The organism is Microbacterium sp. SS28, assembly GCF_022761035.1.
GTDB lineage: Bacteria > Actinomycetota > Actinomycetes > Actinomycetales > Microbacteriaceae > Microbacterium.
This window is the reverse complement of record NZ_JAKWJP010000001.1, coordinates 933,079-951,326: the sequence shown is the minus strand read 5'-3', so window position 1 is coordinate 951,326 and position 18,248 is coordinate 933,079. Positions and strand designations below refer to the sequence as shown.

15 protein-coding genes are annotated in these 18,248 nt (G+C 71.9%); 12 read left to right on the top strand and 3 right to left on the bottom strand.

From position 1 onward, the window contains the following. Positions 1 to 7: 7 nt before the first annotated feature. The 5 genes from MJ607_RS04315 to MJ607_RS04295 all read left to right on the top strand — a co-directional run bounded on the left by MJ607_RS04315 (position 8) and on the right by MJ607_RS04295 (position 6,471). Positions 8 to 910 (top strand): formate/nitrite transporter family protein, encoded by a 903-nt coding sequence (locus MJ607_RS04315; RefSeq protein ID WP_243074289.1) that lies wholly within the window; start codon positions 8 to 10, stop codon positions 908 to 910. A gap of 123 nt (positions 911 to 1,033) precedes the next feature. Beyond that, complete coding sequence (locus MJ607_RS04310) at positions 1,034 to 2,056, top strand: 3-oxoacyl-ACP synthase III (protein ID WP_243074288.1); 1,023 nt, start codon at positions 1,034 to 1,036, stop codon at positions 2,054 to 2,056. Continuing rightward, entirely contained in the window at positions 2,050 to 4,713 is a 2,664-nt protein-coding gene (locus MJ607_RS04305) for an alpha/beta fold hydrolase (RefSeq protein WP_279234399.1), read from the top strand. Before MJ607_RS04310 ends, MJ607_RS04305 begins: the two co-directional genes overlap by 7 nt. Then, positions 4,710 to 5,684, top strand: coding sequence for an NAD(P)-dependent oxidoreductase (locus MJ607_RS04300; RefSeq protein ID WP_243074286.1), 975 nt, complete (start codon positions 4,710 to 4,712; stop codon positions 5,682 to 5,684). The genes MJ607_RS04305 and MJ607_RS04300 overlap by 4 nt, the downstream gene beginning before the upstream one ends. A 67-nt stretch (positions 5,685 to 5,751) precedes the next feature. Then, positions 5,752 to 6,471: a hypothetical protein gene (locus MJ607_RS04295; RefSeq protein WP_243074285.1), complete on the top strand. Its 720-nt coding sequence runs from the start codon at positions 5,752 to 5,754 to the stop codon at positions 6,469 to 6,471. On the opposite strand, the gene MJ607_RS04290 is transcribed toward MJ607_RS04295, so the two are convergent. Then, positions 6,432 to 7,730: a glycosyltransferase gene (locus tag MJ607_RS04290; protein WP_243074284.1), complete on the bottom strand. Its 1,299-nt coding sequence runs from the start codon at positions 7,728 to 7,730 to the stop codon at positions 6,432 to 6,434. The two genes, MJ607_RS04295 and MJ607_RS04290, sit on opposite strands and share 40 nt — an antisense overlap. Further along, the gene (locus MJ607_RS04285) at positions 7,727 to 9,871 is read right to left on the bottom strand and encodes a glycosyltransferase (RefSeq protein WP_243074283.1); all 2,145 of its coding nucleotides are present in this window, start codon (positions 9,869 to 9,871) and stop codon (positions 7,727 to 7,729) included. Before MJ607_RS04285 ends, MJ607_RS04290 begins: the two co-directional genes overlap by 4 nt. A 124-nt stretch (positions 9,872 to 9,995) precedes the next feature. Between MJ607_RS04285 and MJ607_RS04280 the strand changes: the two genes are divergently transcribed. Further along, positions 9,996 to 11,165 carry a polysaccharide pyruvyl transferase family protein gene (locus MJ607_RS04280; RefSeq protein WP_243074282.1) on the top strand — a complete coding sequence of 390 codons (1,170 nt, stop codon included), beginning with the start codon at positions 9,996 to 9,998 and terminating at the stop codon, positions 11,163 to 11,165. Positions 11,166 to 11,169: 4 nt separating this feature from the next. On the opposite strand, the gene cofE is transcribed toward MJ607_RS04280, so the two are convergent. Beyond that, entirely contained in the window at positions 11,170 to 11,946 is a 777-nt protein-coding gene (gene cofE / locus MJ607_RS04275) for a coenzyme F420-0:L-glutamate ligase (protein ID WP_308193796.1), read from the bottom strand. Between the two features lie 221 nt (positions 11,947 to 12,167). On the opposite strand from cofE, the gene MJ607_RS04270 reads away from it, so the two are divergent. The 6 genes from MJ607_RS04270 (at position 12,168) to MJ607_RS04245 (ending at position 18,230) form a co-directional block, all read left to right on the top strand. Continuing rightward, positions 12,168 to 13,016, top strand: a complete 849-nt coding sequence (locus MJ607_RS04270) for a nitrilase-related carbon-nitrogen hydrolase (protein ID WP_243074281.1) — start codon at positions 12,168 to 12,170, stop codon at positions 13,014 to 13,016. A gap of 13 nt (positions 13,017 to 13,029) precedes the next feature. Beyond that, positions 13,030 to 14,472 carry a dihydropyrimidinase gene (gene hydA / locus MJ607_RS04265; protein ID WP_243074280.1) on the top strand — a complete coding sequence of 481 codons (1,443 nt, stop codon included), beginning with the start codon at positions 13,030 to 13,032 and terminating at the stop codon, positions 14,470 to 14,472. A gap of 101 nt (positions 14,473 to 14,573) precedes the next feature. Then, a complete protein-coding gene (locus MJ607_RS04260; RefSeq protein ID WP_243074279.1) occupies positions 14,574 to 15,590 on the top strand; it encodes a TIGR03842 family LLM class F420-dependent oxidoreductase in 1,017 nt (338 codons plus the stop codon). A 92-nt stretch (positions 15,591 to 15,682) separates the two neighbouring features. Further along, complete coding sequence (locus MJ607_RS04255; protein ID WP_243074529.1) at positions 15,683 to 16,558, top strand: ABC transporter permease subunit; 876 nt, start codon at positions 15,683 to 15,685, stop codon at positions 16,556 to 16,558. Beyond that, positions 16,555 to 17,391, top strand: coding sequence for an ABC transporter ATP-binding protein (locus MJ607_RS04250; RefSeq protein WP_243074278.1), 837 nt, complete (start codon positions 16,555 to 16,557; stop codon positions 17,389 to 17,391). Before MJ607_RS04255 ends, MJ607_RS04250 begins: the two co-directional genes overlap by 4 nt. Continuing rightward, the gene (locus MJ607_RS04245) at positions 17,388 to 18,230 is read left to right on the top strand and encodes an ABC transporter permease (protein WP_243074277.1); all 843 of its coding nucleotides are present in this window, start codon (positions 17,388 to 17,390) and stop codon (positions 18,228 to 18,230) included. Before MJ607_RS04250 ends, MJ607_RS04245 begins: the two co-directional genes overlap by 4 nt. Positions 18,231 to 18,248 lie beyond the last annotated feature (18 nt).

Here is an 18,248-nt window from a genome sequence, read left to right as displayed (position 1 = left end):
TGCGGCAATGCGCACGATCGAGGACACCCTGCGGACGGTTCAAGTGGATGCCGCGCGCCACAAGGTGCACGGACTGCACGAGCCCGCGCGGTTCGCGATCTCGGGAATGCTCGCGGGTGCCTACGTCGGCATCGCCGTCGTGCTCATGCTGAGCACGGCTGGGCCGCTCGCCGAGGCGGGCTCGGGCTTCGCGAAGCTCGTGAGCGGCCTCGTGTTCGGGGTCGCGCTGACGTTCGTCGTGTTCGCGGGGGCGGAGCTGGTGACGTCGTCGATGATGACGCTGACGCAGGGCGCGGCGATGCGGGCCGTCCGGCCCGTCCCCGCGCTCGGCGCGATGGGCTTCACGCTCGCCGCCAATTTCGTGGGCTCGGTGATCTTCGGAGTCCTCGTCGCGATGACGGGCGTGCTGCATTCGTACCCCGCGGCGGGACGGATGCTGGCGGGCATGCTCGAGGCGAAGGCGGGCGAGGATCCGCTCGAGCTGTTCACCCGCGGCATCCTGTGCAATGTGCTCGTGTGCCTCGGAATCTGGATGTGTGCGCGCCTGACCTCCGACGTCGCGAAGATCATGGTCATCTTCTGCGCGATCCTCGCTTTCATCTCCTCGGGCTTCGAGCACGTCGTCGCGAACATGACGACCTACACGATGGGTCTCGTGCTGGGCGACCCCAACGCGACGTGGGCGCTCTTCAGCGGCAACGTGCTCTGGGTCGGACTCGGCAATCTCGTCGGCGGAGCCGTCGTCGTGGGGCTCGGGTACTGGGCGGTCGCGGGCAGTCCCCGCGTCGCGGTCGAGCGGGCGGTGGCTGCGATCCCCAGCGCTGTGACCGGCATCCCGCCGATGCCCGCACGCGCCGCGACGACCGAGATCAGCGTCGGCACGACGACGATCGCGGTCGGCTACAACTGACGCGCCGGCGCATCCCCGGAGCACGGAACCGGTAGACCGCCTGAGCGCAACCCTCACCCGTCTCCGATGAAGGTGCGGTAGAAGTAAGGGGGAGGGACGTCAATCTCCCTTACGGAGATCTCGTTGCCCGGTAATGCCAATGTCCGCTTCGCCAACGTCGCGCTGCTCTCGGTGGCGAGCGTGCTGCCGTCTCGCGTCACCACCTCGGACGACATCGAGGGCCGGCTCGCGCCATCGCTCTCGCGCCTGAAACTTCGCAGCGGCCTGCTCAGACGGATCGCCGGCGTCGTGGAGCGCCGCAATTGGGGACCGGACGAGTCCGCCGACGCCGCGACGATCAAGGCCGGAGAGAGCGCGCTCGAGCAGGCGGGCGTGCACCCGTCGCAGGTCGGCCTGCTGATCAACACCTCGGTCACCCGCGCGCACCTCGAGCCGTCCGTCGCGGTCGGCCTGCATCACGGGCTCGGCTTGCCGAGCTCGGCCATCAACTTCGACATCGCCAACGCCTGCCTCGGGTTCATCAACGGCATGTCGCTCGCTGCGACGATGATCGAGTCGGGCCAGATCCGCTATGCGATGGTCGTCGCGGGCGAGGACGCCGACGAGATCCAGGTCAACACGATCGATCGGCTGCTCCGCAATGACGTCGACCGAGAGGGCTTCATGAGCGAATTCGCATCGCTCACGCTCGGGTCGGGCTCGGCCGCGGTGCTGCTGGGTCGCGCCGACGAGCATCCCGAAGGCCATCGCATCCTCGGCGGCGTGACGCGCGCGGCGACGGAATTCCACAAGCTCTGCGTCGGCAGCGTCGACGGCATGTTCACCGATGCGAAGGCGCTCCTCAAGGGCGGGCTCGATCTCGTCGTCTCGGCGTGGAAGGAGGCCGGCGGCGAGTGGAGCTGGAAGTCGATGAACCGCTACATCACGCACCAGGTCTCATCGATCCACACCGACGCGATCGTCAAAGCCGTGAGCCTCGATCGGCTTCGTGTGCCGACGACGTTCCCGCGCTTCGGCAACATCGGTCCGGCATCCGTCCCCATCACGCTGGTGGAAGAGCAGGCGAATCTGCGCAGAGGCGATCGTGTGCTGCTCATGGGCGTCGGCTCGGGACTGAACACCGCGATGATGGAGCTCGCCTGGTGACGGATGCCGTCTCCGGCGTGCCCGACGGGCTCCCGGGTCTCGACCTCCGGTTCAGCCGGACGCGATCGATCCCGTCGCGGGGCGCGCAGGGGGCCTTCGAGTGGCACTACCTGGATACGGGTGACGAGCTGGAGCGGCTGGGCGTGGTTCCGGTCGGCACGATCCTGGCCGTCCACGGCAATCCCACGTGGTCGTACCTCTGGCGCGAGCTCGTGTCGACGTCGGTGCAGTCGGCTGAGGCGGGGGCGCCCGCGTGGCGCGTCGTCGCAGTCGACCAGCTCGACATGGGCTTCTCGGAGCGCACCGGCACGGCACGATCGCTCGCGCGTCGAGTGGCGGACCTCGGCGACTTCAGCGACGCGCTCGGGCTCGACGGTCCGATCGTCACGATCGGGCACGACTGGGGAGGGGTGATCTCGCTCGGCTGGGCGGTCGATCATCCCGACCTGCTCGCGGGCGTCATCGCGCTCAACACGGCGATCCATCACCCGGCCGGCGTGCCCATCCCGGCGGCGCTGCGCCTCGCGCGAGCGCCCGGGGTGCTCCCCGCGACGACGGTGGGCACACCGGCGTTCCTCGAAGCGACGCTCTCGCTCGCACGCCCGGCCCTGCCGGAGGACGTCAAGCAGGCCTACCGCTCGCCCTACCGAACCGCCCCGCGCCGACGGGGGATCGGCGGGTTCGTCGCCGACATCCCCGCCGATGCCTCCGACCCCAGCACCCCGGACCTGCAGCGCATCGCCGCCGGAGTCGCGGGCCTCGAGGTCCCGGCGCTGCTCCTGTGGGGACCCGAGGACCCGATCTTCAGCGACCGCTACCTCGACGACCTCATCGACCGGATGCCGCATGCGCAGGTGCACCGATTCGAAGGTGCGGGCCACCTCATCGCCGAGGACCGTCCCTACGCCGACGCCGTGCTGACGTGGCTCGATGAGAACGGCGCACGGCTGACCGGGGCGCCGGGCCCGGCATCCCGTGCAGCGGAGGCGACCGATGTCGAGGCGGCATCGGTCGCCGAGGACTCGACCTTCCGGCCGCTGTGGGCCGCGCTCGACGCCCGTCGCGACGACGACGAGGTCGCCGTCCTCGACATGGCCTCGCGCGTGACGCGGCGCGTCACATGGAAGCAGCTCGATGGCCGCGTCCGCGACATCGCCGCGGGGCTGACGCGCATCGGCGTGCGCCCGGGCCAGCGGGTGTCGGTGCTGATCCCGCCGGGCCCGACGCTCACCGCCGTCATCTACGCGTGTCTGCGGATCGGCGCCGTCGTCGTCGTCGCGGATGCCGGCCTCGGCGTGCGCGGCCTCTCCCACGCCGTCCGCGGCGCGTATCCCGACGTCGTCATCGGCGAGGTCCGCGGGCTCGCCGCGGCTCGAGTCCTCGGATGGCCGGGCACGCGCATCTCCACGGCGCGACTGCCGAAGGCGGCGAGGCTGGCCCTCGGCGTCCACCACGATCTTCTCGAGATCGCGGACGCGGGGGGCGGAGCGCTGCCGGCCGAACCGCTGCCCGACGACCCTGCGGCGATCCTCTTCACCTCGGGCTCGACCGGTCCGGCCAAGGGCGTCGCCTACACGCACCGCCAGCTCTCCGCGCTGCGCGACGTGCTGGCCGAGCACTTCGCGGTCACAGGGGAAACAGGCCTCGTCACGGGCTTCGCGCCGTTCGCGCTGCTCGGGCCGGCCCTCGGGACGCGCTCGGCCACCCCCGACATGGACGTCTCGGCGCCGCGCACGCTCACCGCGACGGCCGTCGCCGCGGCTGTCCGCGCCTCGGACGCGCAGATCGTGTTCCTCTCACCCGCCGCGATCCTGAACGTCGTGGCGACGGCGGATGCGCTCTCGCACGACGATCGGCGCGCACTCGCGACAGTGCGCACGTTCCTGTCGACGGGAGCCCCGATCGGCGCGCCGCTGCTGACGGCCGCGGCCGAGCTGATGCCGAACGCGGAGCCGCACACGCCCTACGGCATGACCGAGTGCCTCCTGCTCACCGACGTCACGCTCGCGGGCATTCGTGAGGCGACGGATGCCGCGGACCGCGGCGTCTGCGTCGGAAAGCCCATCGGCGGCAACCGGGTGCTCATCAGCGCGCTCGATTCCGACGGACGGGCGACCGGCATCCCGAATGAAGAGCCGGGTGTGCTGGGAGAGGTCGTCGTCTCGGCGCCGCACCTCAAGTCGGCGTACGACCGGCTCTGGCTGACCGATCGCGCGGCGGTGCGCGAGACGCCGTCCGCGGGGCGCTGGCACCGCACGGGCGACATCGGTCATCTCGACGCCGAGGGGCGGCTCTGGATCGAGGGCCGCCTGCCCCACGTGCTGGTGACCGCCGAGGGTCCCGTCGCCCCGGTCGGCCCCGAGCAGGAGGTCGAGGGCGCTGCGGGCGTGCGGCGTGCGGCGGTCGTCGGCATCGGTCCGCACCGGCTGCGCCAAGCCGTCGCCGTCGTCGAGACTCTCCCGGGGGTGACGCGGCCCGGGCTCGCCGCGCCCGAGCTGACCGCCGAGATCCGCCGGCGGTCGGCGCTGCCGCTCGCTGCCGTGCTCGCCGTGCCGCACCTGCCGACCGACATCCGCCACAACTCCAAGATCGACCGCACGAGGCTTTCGAAGTGGGCCGAGCGCACCCTCGCCGGCGGACGGATCGACCAGCCGTGATCGTCACGGTGACGGGAGCCTCGGGGTTCCTCGGCGGCGCCGTCGCGGCAGCTCTGGTCGCTGCGGGGCACGAGGTGCGCACGCTGCAGCGGCGCCCCTCCGGCGTCGAGGGTGTCATCGACATCCTCGGGACGGTCACCGATCCGGATGCCGTGACGCGAGCGGTCGCGGGTGCGGAAGGCGTCGTGCACCTCGCTGCCAAGGTGTCGCTCGCGGGAGATCCGGCCGAGTTCCGTGAGGTGAACGTCGAGGGGACGCGGCTCCTGCTCGACGGGGCGCGCCGGGCCGGGACATCCCGATTCGTGCAGGTCTCGTCGCCGTCCGTCGCGCATGCCGGCGCCGCGCTCGCCGGGGTCGGGGCTGAGCCGGCGTCGCCCGCGCACGCGCGCGGCGAGTACGCGCGCACGAAGGCGGAGGGGGAGCTGCTCGCCCTCGACGCGGACTCCGCCGCGATGCCCGTCGTGGCTGTTCGTCCGCATATCGTCTGGGGACCGGGCGACACGCAGCTCGTCGCACGCGTCGTCGACCGCGCCCGCCGCGGTCGCCTGCCGCTGCTCGATGGGGGCACGGCGCTCATCGACTCGACCTACATCGACAACGCCGCGTCGGCGATCGTCGCGGCGCTCCACCGAGCCGACGCCGCACACGGTCGCGCCTTCGTGATCACGAACGGCGAGCCTCGGCCCGTGGGCGACCTGCTGGCGGGCATCTGCCTCGCGTCCGGCGTGCGCCCCCCGCGCTGGAGCGTTCCCGCCGGCCTTGCCCGCACGGCGGGATCCGTCGTCGAGTGGGGCTGGGCATTGCGTCCCGGCGCCGACGAGCCGCCCATGACCCGGTTCCTCGCCGAGCAGCTGTCGACGGCGCATTGGTTCGACCAGCGCGAGACGCGCGAGGCGCTCGACTGGAGACCGTCCGTCAGCATCGATGAGGGTCTGCGGCGCCTCGCCGAGTACACCGGTGCTCACGGCTAGCCCCGCGGGAGAGCTCGGCCGTCCCCGCCTGGGCTGCACTCGCTAGGCTCGCCGCGAAGGAGGGTGAATGACCGCCACCGATGTGCTGCTGCCCGTGACCAGGGTCGTCATCCCGTGGAGACCGGCCCCGTCGCGGATCGACGCGTTCGAGCGCGTCGTGGGCTGGTATCGCGACAACCTGCCCGAGGCGCCGCTGGAGACCATCGACACCGGCGACACTCCCTTCGTGCTCGCCGCGTGCCGCAACGCCGCGATGCGCTCGGCGGGTCCCGAGGAGGTCGTCGTCATCGGCGATGCAGACACGATCCCCGAGCGCGAGCCCCTCGTCGCTGCGATCCGCTCGGCTGCGACGAGCGACCTCGTGCAGCTGCCGTACGACGAGTACCGCTGGCTCGGCCGCTCGGGCTCCGCCGATTACGCGGCCGGCACTCCGCTCGAGCACTGCGCCGTCGAGCAGGTCGTCCACGGCGCCTGCTCCGGCGTCTACGTCGCGACGCCGCGCGTGTGGGAGAGCCACGGCGGTCAGGACGAAGGATTCCGGGGGTGGGGATTCGAGGATGCCGCGTGGCTGCTCGCCCACACGACGCTGCTGGGGGCTCCGCCGCAGCGCCACCACGGGCGCGTCTACGCCCTGTATCACGTCGGCGAGAAGCGTGAGGGCGAGGGGTACGAGGCGAACGCGGCCCGGATGGAGCGGTACCGCGCGGCGGCCGGCGATGCTCAGGCGATGGCCCAGCTCGTGGCGCCTCAGCGCGGCTCCGACACCGGACTCGACAGCGTCGCGTAGGCGACGGCCGGGCCCCGGCTCTCGACCGCGGACGCTCGAGCCAGGACGGCGCGCCCGGGGAAACCCGGGTCGACCACGGCGCGCAGGGCTTCGGCGAGCTCGTCCACCGTCGCGTCGTCGGGGGCCAGCGCCCGCCCGGCGCCGGTGCGCTCGATAGCGGCTGCGCCGGCGAACTGGTCGGTCGAGAACGGCAGGACGACGAGCGGCACGGCCTGACCCACGGCCTCGGTGATCGAGTTGTTGCCGCCGTGGGTCACCACCGCGGCCGCCGACGCGAGCAGGCGCACTTGGGGCAGGTAGGGGGCGACGAGCCAGTCGGCCGGGAGGGGCCCGAGCTCGTCGGGAGACGTCGCACCCGTCGCGATCGCGGCGCGGATGCCCTCGCGGCGCAGGGCCTCGGCGACCCGCGCCAGCACGTCGCCGCGCACCGAGAGGAAGCTCCCGAAGCTCACGTACACGAACGGATCGCCCCCGGCGTTCCAGTCGTCGATCTCCGCAGTCTCCTCGCGTGGCGTCCAGCCGAGGAATCGGTGGCGGGGGAGCGTGCGGCCGTCGCCGTCGGCGAGCTCACGCGGGTAGTTGAACAGCACGGTCTCGCCGTGCAGCGCGAAGGCGTCCGAGACGGGCGGCGCCGCGGCATCCAACTCCTTCGCCGCGTCGTTCCACTGGCTGGAGAACCGGGCCGAGACGTCTTCGCACAGCGCACGGAGCTCTCTCAGCTCGTCGTCGCCGGGGGAGAAGGCGGCGGGCCACGCCGTCGGATACCCGTAGACCTCGTCGCGCACGGGGAGGGCGCTGGGGTGACCCAGCACGACGTCGCCGTACGGGATGCCGCGCGTGTGCAGGGCGAGCCGCGCGCTGAAGGCGAGGTGATCGACGAGGATCGCGTCCGGCCTCACCCGCTCGATGACCTCGAGCGTCGCGCGGGCGCGGCTCACGGGCTGCCACATCAGGTCGGTCAGTCGTTCGCGGGCCTGATAGGCGAGGGTGGGCACCATGCCTCTCCGGGTCGCGGCGAAGAATCCCTCGAGGGATGCCGCTTCCGCGGCCTCCTGGTCGGCGGAGCGGATCACCCCGGCGTTGGCTCCGCGGCCGAGGGGGAGGTGCTCCCGCCGGTAGCCGAAGCCGGACACGATCGACGCCGTCGCCTCACCGGTGGCCACCACGACCTCGTCCCCCGAGTCCCGCCAGGCGGTCGCGAGGCTCGCGAGGGGAAGCAGATGCGACGCGTAGTCGGGGCTGATGACGAGCAGCGTCACGCGATCGAACCCGCCGATCGCAGCAGTTCGCTCTCGGTGCGGACGACGGACTCATAGACCGGCGCGAGCGTATCGGCCATCCCCTGGATCGTGAACCGCTTCGCGACGAGGTCGTGCGACCGGCCCGCGACGTCGTGGCCGGCGACCGCCACGCGCTCGAGCGCCCGGCGCACCGCCTCAGCGAGCCGCGCGGGGTCGCCCGTCGCGACGAGGAACCCCGTGTCGCCGTCGGCGACGTACGTGGCGGGCCCGCCGGCGTCGGGCGCGACGACGATGAGTCCCGTCGCCATCGCCTCGAGGATCGCCAGGCCGAACTCCTCCTTGACGCTCGCGCAGACGTACACGCCGCCGGGGGCGGCGAGCCCCGGCATCCCGAACCGCGCCGCGGCCAGCCACTCGGCGGCGGTGTCGTTCGGGCGGTGGCCGGGAACGAGGAGGCCGCGCGCGTCGCGCTCGTCGGCGGGGACGACGGCGTCGATCGCCCGCACCTGCTCGGCTTCTTCCGCGGACGGATGCTCGAGGTCCCCGCCGATCACGAGCAGGTTCGTGGTGTCGGCCAGCGGTCCCTCGGCCCACGCCTGCACGAGGGTCGGCATGCCCTTGACGCGGTGCAGGCGCCCGACCGAGACGAGGAGGGGCAGCGCGCGCCGCTCCTCGGGAAGCCGGCGCAGGAGGGTCGCGAGCTCTTCCAGCGCGGGGCTGAGCGCCTCGCCGTCCGCCGCTGCGCGTGCCGTGGCGACGGCGCTGTCGATGATGCCGAGGTCGACCCCCTCGGCGACGACACTGTGCCGCTCGGGGCGCGAGGCGAGGTCGATGCCGACGAGATCCCGCATCTCGGTCTCGAGATCGGGGCGGGGGAACAGCACGGAGTGCGACGCCGAGCCCGCCAGACTCTGCACGAGCCGTGCTCGGAACCAGTAGTGCTCGTGCAGGTCGGCCGCGCCGAAGCCCGTGCGCGTGAGTCGCCCCGAGCGTTCCAGCGAGGCGATGACGCTGTGCGGGTCGGGCGCGACGGTGAAGACGGTCGGGATGCCGAGCTCGCGCGCGACGTCTGCCGCCGCGAGGCTTCCGACGTCGGCCATGCGCAGGTGCATCACGTCGACGCGACCCGCGGAACGAAGCAGGCGACGGATGCCGCGGCGCACCGTCACGCGCAGCGGCCAGGCGGACGCCGACGTCGGGGTGGCGCCCTCGAGCGGGATGTGACCGTAGACGTGACCGCGCGGTGTGCCGGCGAACTGCAGGAGGTCGGGACCGGCCTGCTCGACCGTGCCCCGCGAAAGCGTCAGGACGCGCTCGACGACACCGGGCTCGGCGACCAGTGCGTCGCCGAGTCGCACGAGGAGAGTCGCGATGCCGCCGTTGTCGCCCGCGCCCGCGGACGAGAGGCGGGAATCGACGTCGGCGTGGAGGAACAGCTGAGCGACAGTGATCGCGTGGTCGTCGCCGCGGCGCAGCGTGGGCGGCTCGGCGTCGATGAGGGCGAGCCGCGCGAGCGCGCCGAAGTGGCCGCCCTGCGAGACGAGCTCCTCCAGGAGAGCGACATCCTGGTCGTCGGCGCGCTGTCCGAGCGCGGAGATCGCGGCAGCCCGCACCGACCCCGGCGCGTCCGCGTCTGCGGCGAATCGTCGGAGGAGTGGGCGCGCCATCGGCCGCGCCACCAGGCCGAGCGTCTCCACGAGGCGCGCGCGGGCGTCATCGGCGAGGGCGCCGGTGTCGGCGGCCTCGAGCGCGACCGCCAGCAGGTCGCCCTCGGCGACCGACCACTTCTCCAGGGTGTGCTGCGCCAGCATCCCGGCGAAGCCGCCCTCGCACACGATCCCGATGAGCCGTGCCACGGCCTCGAATCGGGCGGGTCTGCGGCCCAGCGCCCAGGCGGCGTGCTCGACGATCCAGGGGCGGGGGTCCGACAGGAGCGAGACGAGCCGTCGAGCGGCTTCCTCGTCGTGCATCTCGGCGAGCGCGTGGACCGACGCGATGGCGGCGATGTCGTCGCTGCCGCCGAGCGCCGCCCCCAGCACGCGCAGCGTGCGCACGCCGGGGTCGCGTCCGGCCTCGAACGCGACGTCGTCCGCCGCCCGCAGCGCGGCGACGATCGATGGGGATTCGTGGATGCGATCCATCGCCGCCTGGATGCCCATGGCCACCTCCGCCTGCTCCGGTCGCCGGATTCCCCGACGCCACCCGGATCGTACTCGGCGCAGCTTTACGCAGGCTTACGGTTGACATGGCGCCCGCGGCGCTCTATCCACGGGCGGGAGACGCGTGACGATTCTGGCGATCGGCGACATCGGTGTGACGGCGGGGGTCATCCACATCGGCGATGAGGCGATGTTCGAGGCCGCTGTCGATGAGCTCGCCGCGCGCGGCAGCGCGGTGACCGGGATCTCCTCGGCTCCCGAGGAATCCGCGCGGCGGTACGGCATCCGCTCGATCCGCCGGCTCGGCTTCACGGGCCTGGCCCGGGAGGACGCCGAGCGACGCGCAGCGCTGCTGCGGCAGTGCGCGCGCGGAGAGGCGGCGCTCGCCCGCGACGATCCCGCAGCCGAGGTCCTCGATGCCCTGGACGGCGCGACGGGCGTCCTCATCGCCGGCGGCGGGAACCTCGCCTCGCGATGGCCCGTCCATGTGTTCGAGCGCACGACCCTCGCCGCCATGGCGGCGGCGCGCGGCGTCGCGGTGGCGGTGTCGGGACAGACCTTCGGCCCCGACCTCGATCCCGATGACGCGAGGCGGGTCGCCGAGATGACCCGCGCCGCCGTGTGGACGGGCACGCGCGAGCACCCGTCGGCGGACCTCGCGCGCTCCTGGGGCGCGCGCGTGCGGGTCGGGGTGGACGACGCGTCGTTCCTCGGCGGAGGCCCGACCGGCGAGCCGTCGGGCGGCACGGTCCTGGTGAGCCTCTCCGGGTGGTTCGCCGGCAGACCGGCCGACGCCGTGGAGAGCGCCGTGGCGCGGGCGCTCGACGCGGTCGCCGACGGCGTCGGCCCTGTGGTGTTCCACGCGCACTTCGGCCCCGTGCTGCCGGGCGCGCCGTCCGGGGACGCGGCGCTCCACGAGCGGGTCCGGGCACGGATGCGGCGGCCGAGCGAGGTCGTGCCGAGCGGCGACTCGCGCTCCGCGGCTCGGCTCGCGCGCACCGCACGACTCCTCGTGACGAGCCGCTACCACCCGGCCGTGTTCGCGGCGCCCGCGGGGGTCCCGGTGCTCGGGCTCGCCGCTGACGACTACACGCGGATCAAACTCACCGGTGCGCTCGCGCATTGGGGACAGGACGCCGTGCTCGACCTCGACGATCTCGTCGACGCGCCGGCCGCCGCCGCACGGCTCGACGCCGCGAGTCCCGCGATCGCCGAGCGGGCCGCGGAGCTGTCACCGGGGCATCGCGCGCGCGCCGCCGCGTGGTGGGACGACGTCGCGTCGGCCCTGAGCTGAGGCGTCAGTCCCGGTCGGACGCTGCGGCGGCGAGTCCCGCGGCGTAGCCGGCGTCCCACGACTCGCGTGAGCCGGTGTGGAAGAGGTCGCGCTCGGGATCGCGCACGATGCTGCGCGCTCCCGGCAGATCGAGGTCGCCCACGAGGTCTGCGCGGCCGCGCACGACGGCGACGGGCATGCCGGTCGTCTTGCGCTTGACGAGATCGGCCGCCGCGGCGAGTTCGTCGGCGACGCACGGCAGCGTCACGACGAGCGGCCGGCCCTCGGCATCCGTCCGCCCTCGATAGTCCTCGAAGACGTGGACTCCCGCGGCGCCGATCGCGCTGTCGGTCTGGCCGTCACGCCACGCGCGACCGAGGGTGTCCGAGACGATGACGCCGACGTGCGCGCCGGTCGCGGCGCGCAGGCCCGCGGCGAGTGCGCGGGCCGAGGCATCCGGATCCACCGGCAGCAGCAGGACGGTGCCTTCGGGAGTGTTGCTCGCGTCGACCCCTGCGGCCGCCGCGATGATGCCGAGACGACTCTGCACGATTCGCACGCCGCCCTCGGCCGATGTCGCGACGACCCGCACGCTCTCAGCCGTGATCGCGTCGGCGCGGTCCTCGGCCGCGATCATCCGGCCCTCGGCCTTGGAGACGATCTTCGAGGTCACGACGAGGATGTCGCCGTCGCGCAGATCGTCCCCCGCGGCTGCCGCGATGAGCGCTACGAGATCGTCGCCGTCCGTGATCTCGGGCATGCCGCGCAGCGGCCGGATCGTCAGCTCGGCGAGGTCGGTCACCCCGCCACGCTATCAACGCGGCGGCGTGCTCACCCTTCCCGAGCGCTCCGGGCGGATTGCCCCTTGCGGCGCGGCCGAATGGGCTTAACCATGGGGACACAGCCGGAAACAGGCGTGAAACCTTCATGCTCTGGAATACACACAACCGGCACGGAGAGCCCGAGACGGCGCGAGCATCGATGCAGCGCCGAACCCGCCGGGCGCGCGATATGGAGGCGGCAATGGCTGTTGTTCGAGCGGCGATCTCGCAGACGACGTGGACCGGTGACAAGGAGTCCATGCTCGATCGGCACGAGCAGTTCGCGCGGGATGCCGCAGCCCAGGGCGCGCAGGTCATCAGCTTCCAGGAGCTGTTCTACGGCCCCTACTTCGGCATCACGCAGGACAAGAAGTACTACCGCTACGCCGAGTCGGCGGAGGGACCCATCGTGCAGCGGTTCGCGGCGCTCGCGAAGGAGCTGGGGCTCGTGACGGTGCTCCCGATCTACGAGGAGGCCGAGACCGGGGTGTATTACAACACCGCCGTCCTGGTCGACGCCGACGGCACGATCCTCGGCAAGTACCGCAAGCACCACCTTCCCCACCTCGACCGGTTCTGGGAGAAGTTCTACTTCCGCCCGGGCAACCTCGGCTACCCCGTCTTCGAGACGGCCGTCGGCCGCGTCGGCATGTACATCTGCTACGACCGGCACTTCCCCGAAGGGTGGCGCGAGCTCGGCCTGAACGACGCGCACATCGTCTTCAACCCGAACGCCACGAAGCCCGGCCTCTCGAATCGCCTGTGGGAGGTCGAAGGTCCGGCCGCGGCCGTCGCCAACGGCTACTTCGTCCTGCAGCCCAACCGCGTCGGCCGCGAGGACAACGAGTACGGCGACCTCGCCGTCGACTTCTACGGCACGAGCCAGGTCATCGACCCGCGCGGCAACTTCGTCGGCGAGCGGGGCTCGGGTGACCACGAAGAGCTGCTCGTGCGCGACCTCGACATGAACATGGTGCTCGAGATGCGCGACGACTGGCAGTTCTACCGCGACCGCCGGCCCGACTCCTACACGCGGATCGCGAAGCCGTAAGGGGAGCGACGACATGGCAACCACACTCATCACGGGCGGGACCGTCGTCTCGGCGACGGGCCGCGGCGAAGCCGACGTCCTGATCGACGGCGAGACGATCGTCGGCGTCCTGGCGCCCGGCTCGCAGCTTCTGGGGACGGATGTCGCGGCATCCGTCGACCGCGTCATCGACGCCACCGGCAAGTACGTCATCCCGGGCGGCATCGACGCGCACACGCACATGGAGCTGCCGTTCGGCGGCACGAACGCCTCCGACACGTTCGAGACCGGCACCCGCGCCGCGGCGTGGGGCGGCACGACCTCGATCATCGACTTCGCGGTGCAGCGCTACGGCGAGCGCGTGCAGGACGGCCTCGCGGCGTGGCACGAGAAGGCGCGCGGCAACTGCGCGATCGACTACGGCTTCCACCAGATCGTGGGCGGCGTCGACGACGACTCGCTGCTCGCGATGGACTCGCTCATCGACGAGGGTGTGACGAGCTTCAAGCTCTTCATGGCCTATCCGGGCGTCTTCTACTCGGATGACGCGCAGATCCTCAAGGCGATGCAGAAGTCCGCCGAGACGGGCCTGCTCACGATGATGCACGCCGAGAACGGCCCCGCGATCGACGTGCTCGCGGCGCAGCTCGCCGAGGCCGGCAAGAAGGCGCCGTACTACCACGGCATCGCGCGTGCGTGGCAGATGGAGGAGGAGGCGACGCATCGCGCGATCATGCTCGCCAACCTCACCGGCGCCCCGCTGTACGTCGTGCACGTGTCGGCGAAGCAGGCCGTCGAGCAGCTCGCGTGGGCACGCGACCAGGGCTGGAACGTCTTCGGCGAGACGTGCCCGCAGTACCTGTACCTGTCGCTCGAAGAGCAGCTCGGCGCGTTCAGCGACGAGTGGGGGCAGTTCGAGGGCGCCAAGTGGGTGTGCTCGACGCCGCTGCGCAGCCGTGGCGAGGGCCACCAGCACCACATGTGGCAGGCGCTGCGGACGAACGACATCCAGATGGTCTCGACCGACCACTGCCCCTTCTGCATGAAGGGCCAGAAGGACCTCGGCCTCGCCGACTTCCGCGCGATCCCGAACGGCATCGGCTCGGTCGAGCACCGCATGGACCTCATGTACCAGGGCGTCGTGACGGGCAAGATCACGCTCGAGCGGTGGGTCGAGCTCACGAGCACGACGCCCGCGCGCATGTTCGGGCTCTACGGCCGCAAGGGCGTCATCCAGCCCGGCGCCGACGGCGACGTCGTGGTCTACGACCCGAACGGGCACACCTCGATCGGGTTCGGCGAAGGCAAGACCCACCACATGAACATGGACCACTCCGCGTGGGAGGGCTATGAGATCGACGGTCACGTCGACACCGTCCTGTCACGGGGCAAGGTCATCGTCGACGGCGGCGAGTACCTCGGGTCGAAGGGCGACGGTCGCTACCTCAAGCGCGGCCTGTCGCAGTACCTGGTGTAGCCGCTCATGTCCCAGAGTTCGTCGTCTCCGGCGGTCGCAAGCGACCGAGTCCGGGACATGCAAGGAAGACTTCGGGACATGATCCCGGGGAGGAGCTAAGAGTGGACTTCGGCGTCGTCCTGCAGACCAATCCGCCCGCGGCGCGCACCGTGCAGCTCGCGAAGCTCGCCGAGGCGCACGGCTTCAGCCACGTGTGGACGTTCGACTCGCACCTGCTGTGGCAGGAGCCGTACGTCATCTACTCCGCGATCCTCGCCGAGACGAACCGCGTGACGGTCGGCCCGTTCGTGACGAACCCCTCGACGCGCGACTGGACCGTCACGGCATCCGTCTTCGCGACGCTCAACGAGATGTACGGCAACCGCACCATCTGCGGCATCGGCCGCGGAGACTCGGCCGTGCGCGTCACGAACGGCAAACCCGCGTCGCTGCTCGAGCTGCGCGAGGCGATCCACGTCATCCGCGAACTCGGCAACTCGCGGTCGGTCGACTACAACGGCGCGACACTGCAGTTCCCGTGGAGCCGCGGATCGTCGCTCGAGGTGTGGGTCGCCGCCTACGGTCCGCTCGCGCTGAAGCTCGCGGGCGAGGTGGGCGACGGCTTCATCCTTCAGCTCGCGGACGTCGACATCGCGGCGTGGATGATCAAGACGGTCCGGGATGCCGCGGCGAACGTCGGCCGCGACCCCGACTCGCTCGCCTTCTGCGTCGCCGCGCCCATGTACATCGGCACCGACTGGGATCACATGCGCGATCAGTGCCGGTGGTTCGGGGGCATGGTCGGCAACCACGTCGCCGACATCGTCTCGAAGTACGGCCACCACGGCGCCGTGCCAGATGCTCTGACGGACTACATCGCCGGGCGCACGGGGTACGACTACAACTCGCACGGTCGGGCCGAGAACGACCACGTGGACTTCGTGCCGGACGAGATCGTGGACCGCTTCTGCATCCTCGGGACCGCCGACGAGCACATCGCGAAGCTCGAGCAGCTGCGCGCGCTCGGCGTGACGCAGTTCGCGGGCTACCTGCAGCACGACAACAAGGAGGAGACCCTCCGGGTGTACGGCGAACGCGTCATCCCGGCGATCTCCGAGCACGTCACGGCGAAGTCGTGACGGCACCGCCCGGCCAGGCGTCCGCATCGGAGACGCCCATCGCCGAGGCGATCCTGCCCGCGCGTGCCCGCCGGTCGGGCCGCCGGCCGCGGATGGGCCTCGTGTGGGGCATCATCGGCGTCGCGGCCGTCGTCGCCCTGTGGGAGCTGTACAAGCTGCTCGGCCCCGCCGAGGGGTTCGTCGTGTTCGCGACGGGCGAGACGGGGTCGGGCGTCATGATCCTGCCCCGCACGCACGACCGCGCGATGCCCCACGTGTGGGACATGGGCGCGCGCCTCTTCGCGCCGACGAGCGGCGGCGACACGCCCGCGCTGTGGGTCACGGTCCTCGGCGCGGGCCTCGTGACGCTCGGCATCGCGGCCGTCGGCTGGGTCATGGGCGTCGCCGTCGGGGCCGTGCTCGGCGTCGTCATGCAGCGCTGGCAGCTCGCCGAATGGGGCCTGCTGCCGTGGATCGTCGTGAGCCAGACCGTGCCCCTCATCGCCTTCGCGCCCGTCGTCAACGCGATCGGCAATCAGATCGACCGCGATGTCGCGCCCTGGCCGCAGTGGCTCTCGGTCGCGATCATCGCGTCCTACCTCGCCTTCTTCCCGGTCGCGATCGGGATGCTGCGCGGGCTCGCCGCCCCCGACCGCATCCATCTCGACCTCATGCGGACGTACGCCGCGGGCTACTGGCCGACGCTCTTCCGGCTGCGTCTGCCGGCGGCCGTGCCGCACCTGCTCCCGGCCCTCCGGCTCGCCGCCGCGAGCGCCGTCGTGGGCGCCGTCGTCGCCGAGGTGTCGATCGGCATGCGCGGCGGCATCGGCCGCATGCTCATCCAGCTCGCGGGACAGGCCTCGAGCGACCCCGCAGCGCCCTGGGGGCCGACGTTCGGCACGATCCTGCTCGGTCTCGTCGCGGCCGGATCCATCGCGATCCTCGGCCTCGTCTTTCAGAACTACCGCAGAGGTGAGGACACCGCATGACCGTTCCGGCTCGATCTCAGGAGTCGGCCCCCGGCTCCGCCCCCGCGGCGCAGGCGGTCCGCGCGACCGGCGTCGGCAAGGTCTTCTCGACGAAGGAGGGCGATGTCGTCGCCCTGACGGACGTCGCGCTCGAGGTCGCGGCGGGCGAGTTCGTGTCGCTCATCGGGCCGTCCGGCTGCGGCAAGTCGACGCTCCTGCGGCTCATCGCCGACCTCGACGAGTCGACGTCGGGCTCGCTCGAGATCTTCGGCAAGCCGGCCCGCAAGGCGCGGCTCGACCAGGACTACGGCATCGCGTTCCAGCAGTCGGGACTGCTGCCCTGGCGCACCGTCGCCGCCAACATCGCGCTGCCGCTCGAGCTCGCAGGCTCGGGCAAGGTCGAGCGCGCGGAGCGCGTGCGCGAACTCGTCGAGCTCGTCGGGCTCACCGAGTTCGCCGACCGCTACCCCGATCAGCTCTCCGGCGGAATGCAGCAGCGCGTCGCTATCGCGCGGGCACTGGCATCCCGTCCCCGCCTGCTGCTCATGGACGAGCCCTTCGGCGCCCTCGACGAGATGACCCGCGAGTACCTGCAGGGTGAGCTCACGCGCATCGCGGGCGAGACGGGCGCCGCTGTCGTGTTCGTGACGCACTCGATTCCTGAGGCCGTCTTCCTGTCGGACCGCGTCGTCGTGATGAGTCCCCGGCCGGGGCGCATCACCGACATCCTCACGACGGGGCTGGGCCCCGTGCGCGGAGACGCGCTGCGCGAGTCGCCCGAGTTCTTCGAGCGCGTCACGGCGGTGCGCGAAGCGCTGCACGGCACGCCCGTCGAGAGGGCGAACGAGCGATGACGGCGGAGGCGACCCCTCGTCAGGCTCGGGGACCGGGACAGGCTCGGCAGCGGGGGAGGGCTTCGGGCGGCTCGTCCGAGCGCCCGCTGCCCGGATGGCTGCGCTGGGTCGCGCCGCTCGGAGTAGGCGTCATCGGCCTCATCGCGTGGACGGCGTGGGTCGCCTCCGGCACGGCGCCGCGCATGCTCCCGAGCCCCGTCGCGATCCTCGAAGAGTTCGTGCTGCGGTGGAACATCATCTCGGCCGACATGGCGATCACCGCGACCAACGCGCTCATCGGCCTCATCGCGGGGTCGCTCCTCGCGATCGTCCTCGCGGGGCTCGCGGCCTCCGTCAAGCCGATCGACGGGATGCTGGCACCTCTCGTCGCGGCGATCGCGGTCGTCCCCATCGTGGCGATCACCCCCATCCTCAACACGATGTTCGGCGCGTCGAGCCAGTTCGGGCGCGTGGCCGTCGCCGCCATCGCGGCCTTCATCCCGGTCTTCGTCAACGTGCTGCGCGGCCTCCGGCAGTCACGGCCCGTGCACCGCGACCTGTTTCGCGCGTCCGCCGCGACGGGCGCTCAGACGTTCCGGTCGCTGACCCTGCCCACGGCGCTGCCGTATCTCATGACGGGGCTGCGGATCGCGGCATCCGTCGCCGTCATCTCGGCCCTCGTCGCCGAGTACTTCGGAGGTCCCGCCGACGGCGTGGGCACCGCGATCGCGACCTACGCGAAGTCCGGCCGGGCAGCTCTCGCGTGGGCGTACGTGTTCGGCGGCATCCTCATCGGACTCGCATTCTTCCTCGTCACCTCTCTCCTGGAGCGGCTCGTCACGAGGCGGACGCCGGGCTGACCCGGCACCCGGTCCCCG